The organism is Asaia bogorensis (assembly GCF_900465345.1).
Classification (GTDB): Bacteria; Pseudomonadota; Alphaproteobacteria; order Acetobacterales; family Acetobacteraceae; genus Asaia; species Asaia bogorensis_A.
The window spans coordinates 14,049-28,185 of the sequence record NZ_UEGO01000038.1; the positions used below are offsets into that span (position 1 = coordinate 14,049).

General features: G+C 61.0%; 13 protein-coding genes and 1 tRNA gene. 3 read left to right on the top strand and 11 right to left on the bottom strand.

All coding sequences use genetic code 11. The features are described 5' to 3' along the window. Positions 1-16 precede the first annotated feature (16 nt). Positions 17-1,468, bottom strand: coding sequence for a sugar porter family MFS transporter (locus tag ED655_RS14355; protein WP_122050760.1), 1,452 nt, complete (start codon positions 1,466-1,468; stop codon positions 17-19). Positions 1,469-1,706: 238 nt separating this feature from the next. Then, complete coding sequence (gene hrpB / locus ED655_RS14360) at positions 1,707-4,235, bottom strand: ATP-dependent helicase HrpB (RefSeq protein WP_122050761.1); 2,529 nt, start codon at positions 4,233-4,235, stop codon at positions 1,707-1,709. 10 nt (positions 4,236-4,245) lie between these two features. Between hrpB and ED655_RS14365 the strand changes: the two genes are divergently transcribed. Next, positions 4,246-6,426 (top strand): protein-disulfide reductase DsbD family protein, encoded by a 2,181-nt coding sequence (locus ED655_RS14365; RefSeq protein WP_240993694.1) that lies wholly within the window; start codon positions 4,246-4,248, stop codon positions 6,424-6,426. Between the two features lie 26 nt (positions 6,427-6,452). Here ED655_RS14365 and ED655_RS15635 read toward each other — a convergent pair whose 3' ends face one another. Further along, a complete protein-coding gene (locus tag ED655_RS15635; protein WP_162993547.1) occupies positions 6,453-6,668 on the bottom strand; it encodes a hypothetical protein in 216 nt (71 codons plus the stop codon). Between the two features lie 106 nt (positions 6,669-6,774). Beyond that, on the bottom strand, positions 6,775-7,713 hold the full coding sequence (locus ED655_RS14370) for an AraC family transcriptional regulator (protein WP_240993695.1): 939 nt from the start codon (positions 7,711-7,713) through the stop codon (positions 6,775-6,777). Between the two features lie 130 nt (positions 7,714-7,843). Here ED655_RS14370 and ED655_RS14375 point away from each other — a divergent pair, with 130 nt between their 5' ends. After that, a complete protein-coding gene (locus tag ED655_RS14375; protein ID WP_122050762.1) occupies positions 7,844-8,059 on the top strand; it encodes a hypothetical protein in 216 nt (71 codons plus the stop codon). Between the two features lie 92 nt (positions 8,060-8,151). After that, entirely contained in the window at positions 8,152-8,883 is a 732-nt protein-coding gene (locus tag ED655_RS14380; RefSeq protein ID WP_122050763.1) for an SDR family NAD(P)-dependent oxidoreductase, read from the top strand. A gap of 56 nt (positions 8,884-8,939) precedes the next feature. Here the strand turns inward: ED655_RS14380 and ED655_RS14385 are convergent, their stop codons facing one another. From ED655_RS14385 to ED655_RS14415, 7 genes are all read right to left on the bottom strand, one after another. After that, the gene (locus tag ED655_RS14385) at positions 8,940-9,665 is read right to left on the bottom strand and encodes a glycosyltransferase family 2 protein (protein ID WP_122050764.1); all 726 of its coding nucleotides are present in this window, start codon (positions 9,663-9,665) and stop codon (positions 8,940-8,942) included. Continuing rightward, complete coding sequence (locus ED655_RS14390) at positions 9,665-11,287, bottom strand: capsular biosynthesis protein (protein ID WP_122050765.1); 1,623 nt, start codon at positions 11,285-11,287, stop codon at positions 9,665-9,667. The genes ED655_RS14385 and ED655_RS14390 overlap by 1 nt, the downstream gene beginning before the upstream one ends. Next, a complete protein-coding gene (locus tag ED655_RS14395; RefSeq protein ID WP_062165498.1) occupies positions 11,284-11,658 on the bottom strand; it encodes an HAD family hydrolase in 375 nt (124 codons plus the stop codon). The genes ED655_RS14390 and ED655_RS14395 overlap by 4 nt, the downstream gene beginning before the upstream one ends. Before the next feature lie 497 nt (positions 11,659-12,155). Further along, positions 12,156-12,231 (bottom strand) — tRNA-Phe (locus ED655_RS14400). Between the two features lie 28 nt (positions 12,232-12,259). After that, entirely contained in the window at positions 12,260-12,445 is a 186-nt protein-coding gene (locus tag ED655_RS14405; RefSeq protein ID WP_122050766.1) for a DNA gyrase inhibitor YacG, read from the bottom strand. Then, a complete protein-coding gene (locus tag ED655_RS14410; protein WP_122050767.1) occupies positions 12,442-13,530 on the bottom strand; it encodes a ribonuclease E/G in 1,089 nt (362 codons plus the stop codon). Before ED655_RS14410 ends, ED655_RS14405 begins: the two co-directional genes overlap by 4 nt. Next, a complete protein-coding gene (locus ED655_RS14415) occupies positions 13,527-14,135 on the bottom strand; it encodes a Maf family protein (protein WP_122050768.1) in 609 nt (202 codons plus the stop codon). Before ED655_RS14415 ends, ED655_RS14410 begins: the two co-directional genes overlap by 4 nt. Between the last annotated feature and the right edge of the window lie 2 nt (positions 14,136-14,137).

The following is a 14,137-nucleotide window of genomic DNA, read 5'->3' on the forward strand; positions in this document are numbered from 1 at the left end:
CCTTCATGCCCCACGCTCAGCGGGTCATCTTCCGCGAGAGAAACTCACCCTCATTCAGACTGCGTTCAATGGCTTCCAGCGAGCGGCCCTTTGTCTCGGGAATACGGCGCTCGATGAAGATCCAGGCCAGAGTGGTTAGGGCTGCAAAGAGAAGGAAGGTGCCCGATACGCTGATCATCGAGATGATGGACAGGGTCACCATCGAGATCAGCAGATCGAAAGACCAGTGCGAGACGGTGACAAGGCCCATGCCCTTGCCGCGCACGGCGAGCGGAAAGACCTCGGCACCTACCAGCCAGAGCGAGGCATTGATGCTCCCCAGCGTGCAGAGCACATACAGGATCAGGCCAGCCACCGCGAAAAAGCGCCCCATACCCTGCGGGTCGCCGCCGAAGAACACGACAGCCAGAACGATCAGGGCAAGGATCGATCCGGGCAGCACGCGCAGCATGAGGCGACGACGCCCCCAGTGATCCACGGCCCAGAACCCGAACACCGTCGCAACGGTGATGGCCACGCCAATGGCCAGCGAAATGAGCAGGGCAGAATTGCGGTCGAACCCCGCGCCCGAAAGGATGGTCGGGGCATAGGTCAGGACGGCATTTGTGCCGGTTACCTGACTGAACATGGCAAGCCCGGTCCCGGCAATCAGGGCCGGGCGGAGCCGGGGTGAGAAGAGCAGGCGCCAGCTCCCTTGTTCCTGCGCGGCACCCTCAATGTCACGCATTTCGGCCTCGGGGTCCTCACCGGGGCCTCGGAGGCTGCGCAAAATCGCGATGGCCTCGTCCCGTCGGCCCTTTGCGGCAAGAAAGCGCGGGCTTTCGGGCAGGAAAATGAGGCCGACCAGCAGCATCAGCGCGGGAATGGCACCGATGAGCACCATCATGCGCCAGTCTCCTCCCCGGTCGAGCAGTCGGATGAGCAAGGGGCTGCCGCTCAGCCACCAGCCGATCAGCGAACTGATAAGGACGCCGCTGACAATGGCCAGCTGAAACAGCAGGACGAGCCGCCCCCGTCGTGAAGCAGGCGCCAGTTCAGCAATATAGACGGGCACGATCTGGCTGGCGGCACCGACGGCCAGACCAAGCAGCAGCCGCATCAGCGTCAGTTCCGTAGGGGACATGGCCATTGCCGAGCCGATAGAGCCAAGCAGGAACAGCGCCCCCGATAGCCCGACCACCATGCGACGTCCCAGACGGTCCGATAGGGGCCCTGCGGCCATGCATCCCAGCAAGGCGCCGGCAACCATGCCTGCGGCAATGGCCTGTTTGCCCAGCGTGCCAAGAGTGAAGCTGTCACCCAGTGTCAGGAGTGCTGCGGAAATGATGCCCTGATCATAGCCAAAGAGAATACCCGCCAGACCTGCCACGCAGGACGCGATGAATACGCGTCGGTGCCCCGCCTGCCCTGAGTGGGTGTTGTTTTCAATGGCTGTGCCGGGCGTGCCTGCCGGGTGAGTCGAACGCATGATGGCCTCTCAGACGCGGATCATCCAGGCGATCCGTGCCCAAGTGGTGTGAGAGATATTTTCGATACGAAAGACAAGATTTCGTTACGAAAGGGTCCTGACCTGTGATTTCAACCAGCGCAGCGCGGACAAATCACAGGATTCGTCAGGTGGATCGGGTATCACAGCGTCATACATAACATTTTCGTGGTTCGTTAGTCACGTTATGTGTGACGAATCGCGCGAGGCTGTCAGGCGCTCAGGTGTCGCGTGGACGTCTGGGCGGGGGCGGGCTGGCTGTCGCAGGATTTTCCGGCCAGTCATGTTTCGGGTAACGACCACGCATGTCGCGTCGCATATCGGCCCAGCCCGTGGTCCAGAAGGCGGCGATATCGGCAGTTATGGCCTGTGGGCGACCGGCAGGTGACAACAGGGCAAATTGCAGCTTGATGCGCCCATTGGCGATGCGTGGCGTCTCCTTCAGCCCGTAGAAAGCCTGAGCACGGGCCGAGATCGTGGGTGTGGCATCGCGATAATCGATGGCGGGCTGCGCGCCGGGCAGGGTGAGGCTCGTCGGCAAAGCCTGATCGAGCTGTTTGAGCTGGGCGTAGTCGAGGCGTTGCCGCATGAGGGGCAGCAAATCCAGCGCCTGTATCTGGCTGAGCTTTGTCATGCCATCGATATAGGGGAGCAGCCATTCATCAAGTGTGGCGGCAAGGGTTTCATCATCGGCGGCGGGCAGGGTCTCATCGAGATGGGCCCGCGCCAGGGCGAGCCGGGCACGAAATTGCTGGCATGACTCGGACCAGGTGAGGCTCCCAGCCAGATCGGCGCGTATGCGTGACAGTAGCAGGGCCTGCACCTCTTCCGGCTTTGCCGGGGCAGAACGGTCGCGCAGCACCAGATTGCCAAGGCGAAGCCTTCTGCGGGCAATGACATTGCCGGTTGTCGTATCGAGCGCGGTCTCGACCTGTTCCTCCGTACGGGCCAGCAAGGTTGCAGGCAGGTTATCGAGATCGAGCGGGGCGGCGAGGCAGATTTCGGTTGCCGTACGCACATGAAGGGCAGGGGCTACGATCAGGGTTTCGCGCGCCAGCGGGTCGATGGCGCTCAGCCGGGCCGATCCTCCCCCCGACAGGCGATATCGTCCCGTTTCGCCCGCGGCCATGGCTACGCGATCCGGAAAGCCTGCGGCAAGCAGGGCCGACGCGCTGGCGGGGTCGGGCGCAAGACGCTGGCTCAGCCCGAGGCGCTTCTGATAGCGCTGGGCGGATTGCCGGATGCGGGCAAGGCTCGCCCGGTCGGCATGAGGGTGATGCTCGGCGCCCTCGATCAGGCTGAGACGCGTCTGGATATCGGCGGGTACCGAGGGGCTGCGCTGACCGGGGACGATACGCGGGCGTAGCGGGTCACGTTCCTCCAGAAGGGCGGCGAGGGTGGCGGCTGTGGCCTTTTCGGGTGGGGTACGGGCTGCGCACATCATCGCAGCCAGACGGGGCTGTGCGCCGAGCCGTGCCATGGCGGCGCCCAGCGGCGTGATCTTTTCTGTCTCATCCAATGCCCCGAGCGCCGTAAGCAGGGCGCAGCCGGCCTGAAAGGCACCGGCTGGCGGTGTATCGAGCAAAGGCACAGCGGCTGGGGGCGTGCCCATGACCTCGTGCCATGCAGCAAGGTCAAGGCAATGGCCGGTCAGGTCGCTGGTCTGGATTTCGGGCAGATCATGGGCAATCAGGGCGCGGCCAGTGGCTTCCGTCCACAGACGTACGGCAATGCCTGGTGCCTCGCGTCCGGCGCGCCCGGCACGCTGTATCGCCGTGGCCCGCGAGATGCGCATGGTCTCAAGCCGTGACAGGCCGGACCCCGCATCGAGAAGCGGCGCACGGGCAAATCCGCCATCCACCACGATACGGACGCCAGGTACGGTGAGCGAGGTTTCTGCAATCGAGGTGGACAGCACCACCTTGCGCCTTTCGGCAGGTTTGAGGGCCAGATCCTGCTCGCGGGTATCGAGTTCACCATAGAGGGGGACGATCAGTGCCGGGGCATCGGCCAGCGCTGCCGCACAGCGCCTGATTTCGCCGACACCGGGCAGAAAGGCCAGAATATCGCCTTCCTCCTCAGCCAGCAGGCTGCGTATGGTGCGCGCCATGACATCGGGCAGTTCGCGCAGGGCTGCGATGTCCCGTCTGGCGTGACGTATGTCCAGCGCAAAGGCGCGGCCTTCGCTCTCGACCAGGACGCCATCGAGCAAAGAGGTAAAGGCGCGCCCATCCGTTGTGGCCGACATGGCCACAAGACGGAGTTCGGGGCGCATGGTGCGTTGCAGATCGAGCGCGAAACCAAGTGCTGTATCGAGATCGAGCGAGCGTTCATGCACCTCGTCGAACAGAATGGCCGACACGCCCTCAAGCAGCGGGTCGGTCAGCAGGCGTCGCAGCAGCAGCCCTTCTGTCACCACCTCGATTCTGGTGGCCGCGCTCACAGCCGAATCCGTGCGCGTGCGATAACCGACTGTCTGGCCTGTGGCTTCGCCCAGCAGGGCGGCCATGCGATGGGCGGCCCCACGCACGGCAACACGCCGGGGCTCGACGACGATCAGGCGTCCTTCCTCGCGCCAGGGGGCTTGTAAAAGATGAAGCGGCACCAAAGTGGTCTTGCCTGCGCCGGGCGGCGCAACCAGCACGGCATTGCGTCCGGCCTCGAGCACGGCCTGAAGCTCGGGCAGGGCGGCACAGACAGGAAGAACGGGAAGCGAAATGAGATTGGCGGGCAATAGGGGACCGGTCATAATGACTTCTATGGCGCGTCCGCGGGGCGGTCGGCAATTCTCTTCCTTCACAGCGATTGGTCTCATGCTGCGCAAGCTGTCTCCTGTTGTCCTCATCCTGCTCGCTTTCGGTTCTGCTCCTGCCTTTGCCGCCGAGAGTACCCCCGTCACCTCGGCCCATGACACCGCCACCCTGGTGACTGATCGCGACAGCGTCACGGCCGGGGGGGATCTGCATGTCGGGCTCCGTCTTCAGCTCAAGCCGGGATGGCATACCTACTGGCTCAATGCCGGTGATGCGGGCGAACCCCCGACACTGAAAACCACGGCCAGCGGAGCCATGACCGGCCAGAGCGAGTCGATCAGCTTTCCCACCCCTGTACGCATCAGCGAAGGGGGGCTGATGTCCTACGCCTATACGGGTGACGTGCTTTTGCCCCAGACCCTGAAGCTGGAGGGCAAGGCGGGTGAGGTGACGCTCAAGGCCCATGCGGAATGGCTGGTATGCGCAGCAACCTGTGTGCCTGAATCGGGTGATTTCAGCCTGACCCTGCCTTCAGGCAATGCCGCGCCCAACAGTGCTGCCGAGGGGCCGCTATTCGTCAAGGCGGCGCAGGCGAGCCCCATGCCGTCACCTTTTGCCGCGACAACGACATCAGACGCCACGTTGACCCTGAGTGGTCAGGGGCTGTCGGGTGAGAGCGTCAGCCGGGCCTGGTTCATGCCCTCCGTAACCGGCGTGATCGATCAGGTTGCCCCGCAGAAGCTGGAAGTCAGTCAGGGCAAGGTGTCGCTTGGCCTTCACTGGATCGATGCAGCGTATAAGCCCACGACGCTTGATGGTATCGTGGTGCTTCAGGATCAGGCGGGGCAGCAGACGGCTCTGTGGGTCAGCACCAGCCCCGGCACGGAGGCGGCCGGACAACGTGCGGGTGCGGGCGTGACTCTTCCCGTCGCGGGAGAAGCCTCGTCTGCGGCGGCTCCCTCGCATACGGCGCTTTGGCAACTGGTGATCTTTGCCTTTCTGGGTGGGCTGATTCTCAATCTGATGCCGTGCGTCTTCCCGGTTCTGGCCATGAAGGCGTTCTCGCTTGCCCGTCTGGGCGGGTCGCATCGCCATGAGCAGATCAGCAGTGCGCTTGCGTATATGACCGGCGTGATGGGCAGTTTTGCCGCGCTGGGTGTCGCCATGATCGTGCTGCGCAGCGTGGGCTCGGCGGCAGGGTGGGGCTTTCAGTTCCAGTCGCCCGTCTTTGTGCTCGGTGTAGCCTGGCTGCTTGTCATGATGGCCCTGAACCTGCTGGGTGTTTTCGAGGTAACGGCAGGACGTCTCGGTCAGGATGTCACGCCACGCCATGGCATATGGGGCGACATGCTGACGGGGCTGCTGGCTGTGGTTGTGGCCACGCCCTGCACAGCGCCGTTCATGGGGGCTGCCATTGCGGCGGCTCTGGGTGGACCGGCATGGGCAGGACTCATGCTGTTCCTCGCCATGGGGTTCGGTCTGGCATCGCCTTATGTCGCGATTGCGACCATTCCGTTTCTGGCCCGGCATATGCCTAAGCCCGGTGCCTGGATGGCCATTCTCAAGCAGGTTCTTGCCTTCCCGCTTCTGGGAACGGCAGTCTGGCTATTCTGGGTTGCCTGTGTGCAGCGTGGCGCCATGATCCTGCCCGTCGGGCTTGGCGGTGCGGTTGCGCTGGGGCTGGCAGCCTGGCTGTTCGGTCTGACGCAACGCCAGGCGATGATCAGGGGTGCAACGCCTTGGGTCGTTATCGGTCGGGCTGTGGCCGTTATTGTCGTGCTGCTGGCAGGGGCCAGTCTTGTGCGCGTTGCCGATAGCGAGGCAGCTTCACCCAGTTTTGTCGCTCATAGCGAAAATGGCGTCGTGGCCTATTCACCCGATCGGCTCGCCTCGCTGCGCGATGCTGGCAAGCCTGTCTTTATCGACATGACGGCGGCGTGGTGCATCACCTGCATGGTCAATGAGCGCGTTGCCCTGCAGGCGGCGCCCGTGCAGAAGGCTTTCGCTGCGCGGGGCGTGACATACATGAAGGGGGACTGGACCAATCGTGACGAGACCATCAGCGCCTATCTTCGTGCGCATGAGCGCGATGGCGTACCGCTCTATGTCTATTATGCCCCCCACAAGGAGGGTGTGATCCTGCCGCAGATCCTGACTGTTTCCGAGGTGCTGGACGTTCTCAAATAGGATCGCCAGCCCGGGTCATCCATGCGTCAGGGCGTGGAAGCACCAAAGCCCGAACCCATATACATGTGACCATGCGGACCATGGCCGGATGGTCCCTTCATGCTGACGGATTTCCCGCCTGACCCGGTACCCGTCCCCGTCACTGGACGCAGGAGCCCGGCGCGGGTGTCGTCCTCTGGTGGGTGGGGATGGGTGCAGCAAGCCAGCAGCAGCATGGCAGCGAGCAGGGGAAGAATTCTCATGAGACACCTTGGCTGTTCTCGTGTCGCGCCGTGGGACTTGTCAGGGCCCCTGCGCGATCTTTCCGATTCTAGGGACTGAGCCGATAACGGCAAGCCCGCAAGCGGATTACACCCAGACTGCCTCATTCAGCTCCCGATATCGCTCGATGCCGATGGCGCGTATGCGTGACACATCCTGATGGGGTGGCATACCGAAAATCGACCGGTATTCGCGGGTGAACTGCGAGGGGCTTTCATAGCCCACAGCAAAACCGGCATCGGCCGCAAGACGGTTTTCATACAGCATCAGGCGTCGCGCTTCCTGAAGACGCAGGCGCTTGCGATATTGGACAGGCGATAGCCCCGTGACCTCCTGAAACTTGCGATAGAACGTTGATCGCCCCATCCCTGCAAGACCGGGGAGGGTCGAGGCCACGGTCTCTTCCATGAAATGGGCGCGCATATGGGCAAGCGCCCGGTTGATGCGTGATGCATCGCTTTTCTGGTCGGCAATCTCGTGCAGGACGTGGCGTTGATCACCCTGCAGGGCGCGATAGATAATCTCCCGCTTGAGCATGGGTGCCAGAAAGGCCCGGTCGTCATCATTGCCGAGGGCGATGAGCAGACGGCGCAGGGCGTCGAGCAGATCGGGGGTCACGGCACTCAGGCCAAGACTGGTATGCAGAGGGGATCTGAGGCCCGGGTCAGCCCTTGTTTCGGCAATCACATTGGCGATTTCCTCAGGCGTGAAGGCGATACAGGCGGCGAGATAAGGTGCCTCGGGCGTGGCGCGTGTGATGTGCCCCGAAAGAGGCAGATCGACCGTCGCGACGAGATAATGGTTCTGGTCGTAGTCGAAGCTGCTCTTGTGAATCCTGATCCTCTTCGCCCCCTGAATGATGATGTACAGGCGCGGCTCATAGACGACCAGCAGCGGGTCGGTCGTGGTCTCCGAACGGTACAGTGTCAGGAAATCGACAGCTGTGCGGGTGCTTTTGCGCGGACAATGGGCGCGCACAAGGGACTGCACGTCGCTCAGCATGGTTGCGTCAGCCTGTTTATCCATCACGTCAGTATGGGGCTGCGAGACGATAAGGCAAGTTTTGCGGATTCGAGAGATAACGGTTCTGCGGTGTGGACGCGCATGGTCTGCCTGTTCCGCAAGGACGGGAGTTTCACTGCATCAGGAGCCTGCCATGCCAGATCACGCCATGTCACCCGCAAAGGGGCTCATGACCACCCGCGCCCAGTCACAGCAGATGAGGCAATTATATCGTGTCTGGCGGGAGCAGATCGCAAAGCTCGAGCGACGCAGGATCTGTCTCTCGGCTCGGCAGAAACGCCTTATTCTGCGTGACCTGTGCCAGCATTACAGGACGCTCGAACGCTCCTGCCGATTGCTCCAGGCCTGAAAGATGATGGATCTCATCTTCGTTGCGGACGCCCTCAGATATGTCGGCCTGAATGTCTATCTGGCCTTTTTTCAAAATGGGAGAACTGATCAATGACGGCAAAACTTGCTTTGGTGACAGGCGCAAGCCGTGGAATTGGCGCCGGAATTGCCCGCCAGCTTGCCAGTGAAGGCTATGACATCGCCTTTTCCTATCCTGGTGACGCGTCCGGGGCGCAGGAGACAATCAGGCAGGTCGAAGCACTGGGTCGCAGGGCGCTGGCCATTCAGGCCGATGGCAGCACCGTTGCCGGCAATGAAAAAGTCGTGGCTGAAGCTGTGCGTGTTTTCGGCCGCCTGGATGTGCTGGTTTGCAATGCGGGCATGTACCCCAAAGGGACGATTGACGAGATTACGACCGGCGATATCGAGAAGGTCCTCAACCTCAATGTCCGTGGCCCGATGATTGAAACCATGTGTGCGGTGCGTCACATGCAGCCCGGTGGGCGTATCGTGCTGATGGGATCGGCTTTCGGCGGTCGTGCGCCGTTGCCGGGTCTGTCGCTCTATTCCGGCACCAAGGCCGCCCTGCGCGGTTTTGCCCAGGGTGTGGCGCGCGATCTGGGTGATCGGGGGATCACGATCAATGTGGTGGAACCGGGTCCGGTGAATACGGCCATGAATCCGTCAGACACCGAGGCAGCGAAAATTCTGGCCCGCTTCGTGGCGACCGGAGCCTATGGCGCGATTGAGGATATCGCTCATGTCGTGTCATTTCTGGTCAATGAGCGTTCGAGCTACATCACCGGATCATCTCTGGCGGTCGATGGCGGGTTGCTCGCCTGACCAAGGACGTTGCCTTCTGCCCTTTTCGGAGCAGAAGGCAACGTGACAGCCTGTTATCAGGCTTCGGCCAGAAGGGCCTCGTACTCGGCAGGTACCCCACAGAAGGTGATCGCCTCAGGCGGGATCACTTCATAATGGATCTTCATCCCATCCTTGATCAGATGATTGTAGAGTGGCGCCACGTAAAGCTCAGGAGATGACGGGGTGAGACGTTCCTGCTCAAGCGCCTTCAGGAAATCGCCGCTGCGGGCGAAATGGTAGAGTCCGTCACAGCACAGATCGGAAATCGGCTGTTTTTCGGTTGTACGAACGGCCAGCGGCTCATCGCTATTTTCCGCCGCGCCAACATAGGACCAGTTGGCACCCGACCCACGGAACACTTCGAGATAACCATCCGACTTCCCGAACCATGCCCCTTTGGGAAAGCGGAAATTGGGGCGGAACGTGTCGATATTGAAAATGGTCAATGGTGACTCGGCAGACATACCAGCCTGCTTGACGCCAAATTCCACCGTCTCGGCCTGGCCTGCAGTTTCATGGTCGAGAATGACGATGCGCGCATCACGAATGCCAAGCGCCTCGATTTCGCGACGGATGAAGGCCTCTGTGTCAGCCACCGTGCGGGCGATGAACACGAAAGGATGGCTTTCGAAATAGGCTGAAAAGCTCTCGATCGAATGGGCGAACACGCTCTTGCCACGCAGGGGAAGCATGTATTTGGGCACCGGATAGCCGGCTTTGGTGAAGCGGCTGGAGAGGCCAGCCATGGGGATGACGATCATCACGCAAGTCCTTCAAGCGTGGCATACAGACGAAGGGCATTGGCGATGAATGCCTTTTGCCTGTCCGGCCGGTCGGAATGGAGCGGCAACATGGAAACGAAAAGCGATGTCATGATGGCGCGCGTTTCACGGCTTGCCGTAGACAGGCCTGCAATCTTCATCTCGGCAAAGGAGCTCTGCAGCCAGTCGCGCTGGGGCGACGCATCGAACTCCAGATCGAAATCATACTCTGACTGCTGCGTCAGCGTGTAACGACCCGCCAGAATGAAATCGTAAAGCCCATCGACGGAATGGGAGAATTTCGCGATGTCGTAGCGGAAATCGCCCCAGATTTCGAGCTTGTCCGCAAACACGTAACCACGCGGATCAATGACCGAGATACGGCTGTTGCGCGAGTTATAGAGAATATTGCTGAAGCAGAAATCACCATGCATCAGCGTTGCACGCGCCGACGGGTCATGCGTGATAAGGGCCTCGATCTCCTGGGCAATGGTCATGAGCGACGGCATTGCACGACCCTTGAACGTCAGCGGGCGCGTGACATCGAACCCTGTCTCTCGGGCATAGCGCTCAAGGCGTTCGACAGTCTTGCCCCCCATGAGCTGACGCGAATAGGCCTCACGCGGTGCATCGCTGTGGGTGGTGGCGCAGAGATCAAGGAATTCCGAGCAGCTCGTCAGAATTTTCTTCCAAGTGACGCGACCGATGGAGGAAAACACGTAGAGCTCGGAGAGGTTGGGCGCGTACTGGTATTCAGTGGTGTAGAATGCCTGGCTGTCGTTCTCGCCCTTGTCGAGCAGACGGGCCGCATAGGGCTGCACCGCTGCGGGGATGGACTCGAACCAGTTGGCCTCGCCCTTCATCTTGAAACGGTCTTCAGAAAGCTTGCGAACCGTGCTTTGCGTGATTTGCAGCGAATTGAAGGCGCGGGCGGTGGTAACAAGGCGGCGCGACCGGAAATAGGTCTGGATATGGCCGAAATCGTACCAGCCATCGACCTGCTTGAGGGTCAGAGGGCGGCGCTTGATATAGAGATTGAGGCCGGTGATGAAATTGCCACGGGCCTGGCTGATGGCACGGACAAGCTCGACCCCGTTCGAAAACGAGAAAAATCCGCACGCAATCGGGCGTTCGAGGTCTTCCTCGCTGGTGGCCTCGATCGTTTCAAGGCTGCTGATCGCGCCGTCTTCATGATTGATCACCGCCCAGGAGTAGTCGTCGCCCTCCCAGTGGCTTGCAACGACATTGAGTCCGGTCGGAAGCGTGCCAAGTACCGTGTCGCCGTGAAGGATCTGGATGCCGACAGAATAGGCATTCAGAACGTTGATCGCATAGACAACGGCTTCACCCAGGGACATGCCGTCAGGCAGGGGGAGCAACGATACGCCCTTCTGTTCCAGTCTGTGCAGATCATAGGCCGGAACTTCATAGCTCTCAGGAACCGCCAGATAGATCTGGCTGATATTGAGATCCTGCGCCTTCAGGCTGTCAGCCTGAATGTCATAAAGACGCCCCACGCCGAGCGGCAGGAAGGAAGGCGGCAACTGCCCGAACTCTGCAACGAGTTCCTGCGTGACATAGGCCCCGGACATGATCAGGGCGATGGTTGCTGAGGGATTCATTTACCTGATTCAATCAATGCATTGATTTCGGCGAGCGAGAGCGTGACGAATTCCCTGGGGCGAATGGCACGATCATCGACATAGAATCCTTCGGTGCCGCACCACGGCTTGCCGACATAGATCTCATCATAGGGAACGTCGTGCTTCTTCAGCCATTCAAGAATGACAGGAAGTGTATTCGCATTGATCTTGCCGACCGCCCCCTGATAGGTGCGCATGTTCCGCGCCGTCTGGATCAGGATTTCAAATCCCTGCGCCTTGTATTCGCGCAGCTTGGCAATGAGCGGGAGGTTCGGTTCCTTCTCGCTATATGACAGATCAGGATTACTGATGGTGAGGGTGTCGTCGAGATCAATAACGAGACGCTTCATAGCCAGGGTCGAGCTCCACAAATTCTTGGCTAATTTACCTATTCGGTCTGAATTGAAATTACCAGACAACTGAACGAGATGAAAAACTTTGTTTTTATGCAGTTTATATGACAAATCATGCATTTCTCGTCCATAAACATTGCACGAAAAATACTGAGTTGTTCAGATTGACTGATGAATGCGAACTGCTCCGGATCGCTGGCTCATCGTGCTGAAAACAGGGCTATTGCCTTGCATAAACCGGCACAAGAAAACTGAAGCCAGGTGAGCCAGGCTCATGGAAAGAGCGTCAGGAAGCCAGCGAAAAAGCGGCCTCGCCCATGGGGCGCCGCACATATGCCCTTGCGTCGCCCGCATCTTGCTGGAAGGCATGTTATCAAAGGCCTGCCGAGAGCCCATATCATAGCTGAGAAGCCGGAGGGGCGCACCTGCAATACAGCCATCACATAGGGCTATGACACAGCCTTGCGACGGATAGATCTGATTTTAGGGAAATATGGTGCCCAAGACCGGGATCGAACCAGTGACACTGCGATTTTCAGTCGCATGCTCTACCAACTGAGCTACTTGGGCACCGTCACCTGACGGTGTGAGAGGGGGTTTACTCCAAGCCGTCACGGTGATCAAGCGGGGGAAAGCCGTTTTTTTCGGCTTCATCCTCATCCACGGCCGGAACGCTGTAGCTTTCATTGAACCAGCGCCCGAGATCCACATCAGCACAGCGCTTGCTGCAAAATGGCCTGTAATCGTGGAGCGTCGGTTTCTGGCAGATGGGACACAGGCTCATGGGGTGAAACTCCAGTAGCTGTCAGGGTAATCAGGCATCATGTGCAGGGCGAGCGGTGCCCCCCATTCAAGCGAGAACTGTGCCACAGCCTGGCTGTCCGCCTCCAATGCGCGTGTGACAGCCAGCGATGCCTGCAGGACGGGTGTTGGGGTGGCCCTCTGTTCTGTCGACCTCGCTGGCCGGTCCCTCAGGATTTGCCTCAGCGCGTGCAGGCCACGACCACCGGGGCTGGAAAGGCACTCATGCAAGGGTGCACGCCCCCTGGTACGAACGATCTCCAGCAGACCCAGCGCAGTCGCACCCAGCATGCGCGGTTGCATCGGATCGCCTTCGAGCGCCTCGGCCAGAAACCTGCCCAGCGCCGGACGCTTGCGCAGGGGGACTCCAGCCGGATCAACCAGAATTGCCCCGCTGAGATTGCGCATGCGTATCTGCTGCGCCAAAGCCGCAAAGGCATGACGATTGGCCGTGAACCCGTCCATCTGCCGACGCTGATCGGGGTGGGGGTCATCCAGATCGATGGCGGTCAATGCCGGAGTTGGGCTGAAGCTCGCCCTGATGCCATGGGGCAACGCTGCTTGCGGCGTCATCAGGTCATCGCATTCAGCATCGAGCACAGCGTCGAAGGCGCGGCTGACACGGGTGATGCGCGGCCTGAGGGGAGCAGGGATCAGGGCCATAAGGGTTGGAGAGTCGCACAGCAATGCGGCGTCCGGGTAACGCGCTGCGATGTCCTCAAGCGGTGAGGGGCCTCGCGCGACAAGGCCGGGACGGTCGGTCGCCGTGAGTGTGTGGCTGACGGGCTTGAGGCGTAAACCCTTGCCATTCTGGGCACTGCGCGTCACGCGTGCGACGACCAGAGTTCCTTCGGCATGGGTGCCGGTCAGAAAGCCGGAGCTGTTGTCACCAAGGAGCACGAAAGCGCCGCCCAGGGCGGGTGCGGATTTCTGCACACGGACGGCGTGAATGTCGCCATAGCCATCGGGCATGCCCGGCCGCCACAGGGCAAAATCGACAAGTCTTTCTTCATCGCAAACCGCGATGCGTGCCTCGCCCGGTGACCAGGCGATGCGACATTCCATCATACGATGAAGCGACAGGGCTGGCCGCGCAGCATTTGGGCCGTCTCGAAAAGGGGGAGGCCAATCACGGCTGAGGGACTACCGCCCACATAGCGTATAACAGAGGCTGCGGCACCCTGAAGCGCATAGCCGCCAGCCTTGCCCTGCCAGTCTCCCTGATCGAGCAGCGCCGCTATCTGCGCCTCTGTCAGGCGGGAGAACGTCACATCGGTCTCGACCAGACGCTCCACCAAACGTCCGGCAGCCCAGCCACCGGCAGGCATGACGCAGACGGCAGTCAGCACCGTATGACGACGACCGGAAAGCAGGCGAAGGCAGCGTTCTGCCGTTGCGCGGTCTTCGGCCTTGGGCAGGATGCGGCGCCCGACGGCGACCAGCGTGTCAGCAGCCAGAACAAGGGCTTCCTGCTGGCAGCGCGTGGCGACAAGTTCTGCCTTCATGCGGGCCAGGCGCGCCACGCAGGCGCGGGGCGTCTCGTTCTGTCGTGGCGATTCGTCAAGATCGGCCGCGTCGATGCGGTCCGGGGTCAGCCCGATCTGTCGCAGCAGGTCCACCCGTCGCGGCGATGCCGAGGCGAGAACCAGCTCCGGCCTTGTGCCGTCTGTCACGC